The organism is Bacteroides sp. NSJ-39, assembly GCF_014287315.1.
In the GTDB taxonomy this organism is placed as follows: Bacteria; Bacteroidota; Bacteroidia; order Bacteroidales; family Bacteroidaceae; genus Bacteroides; species Bacteroides finegoldii.
Map to the genome: position 1 here is coordinate 1 of NZ_JACOOB010000074.1, position 778 is coordinate 778.

1 protein-coding gene is annotated in these 778 nt (G+C 53.9%); it reads right to left on the minus strand.

Going from position 1 to position 778, the window contains the following annotated elements; translation table 11 throughout:
- Positions 1-778 (minus strand): sigma-54 dependent transcriptional regulator (locus tag H8S63_RS20455; protein WP_186927718.1); only part of this gene is annotated, 778 nt, incomplete at both ends.

Below are 778 nucleotides of genomic sequence, written 5' to 3' on the forward strand. Positions count from 1 at the left end.
CGCACGTTGCCCGGCCATGCGTGTGTCAGCAACGCTTTACGTGCTTCGGAACTGAACCCGCTCACGCTACACTCCAGCTCTCTGTTTGCCATATCACGGAAGAACTCTGCCAGCGGCATGATGTCTTCCTGACAGTCACGCAACGGAGGAACGGTTATCCCGAAGTCGTGCAGGCGGTACAGAAGATCCTGCCGAAAACGCTTTTCATTCACCGCTACTTCCAAATCTTCATTGGTAGCAGCGATGATGCGGACATTGAAATTCCGGTCTGCCTTGTCTCCGACCGGGCGATACCGCCTCTCCTGTATGGCGCGGAGCAACATCTGTTGGGTTTCCAACGCGAGGTTTCCTACCTCGTCCAGAAACAGCGTGCCGCCTTCCGCCTCATGGAAATATCCTTTCTTGGCATTGTCCGCACCTGTAAACGCTCCCTTGACGTGTCCGAAGAAAGCCGACGGTGCAAGCTCTTTGGAGAGTGAACCGCAGTCCACCGCCACAAATGGCTTGCCTGCACGTTTGCTCTTGTCATGCAACAGATGGGCAATATGCTCCTTGCCCGTGCCGTTCTCACCAAATATCATCACGCTCATGTCGGTGGCGGCTACCAGCCTTATCCGGTGCATGATTTTCTGAAAAGCGGAACCTTCACGGGCGAATACAGGCATACGGCGTTGTCCTGCCTGACGTTCTTTCAGTATGGAACGGATCAGGGGGACAAGTTTATCCTCCACAAGCTGTTTGGGAATATAGTCTATCGAGCCGAGTTTCATGCTTTCCA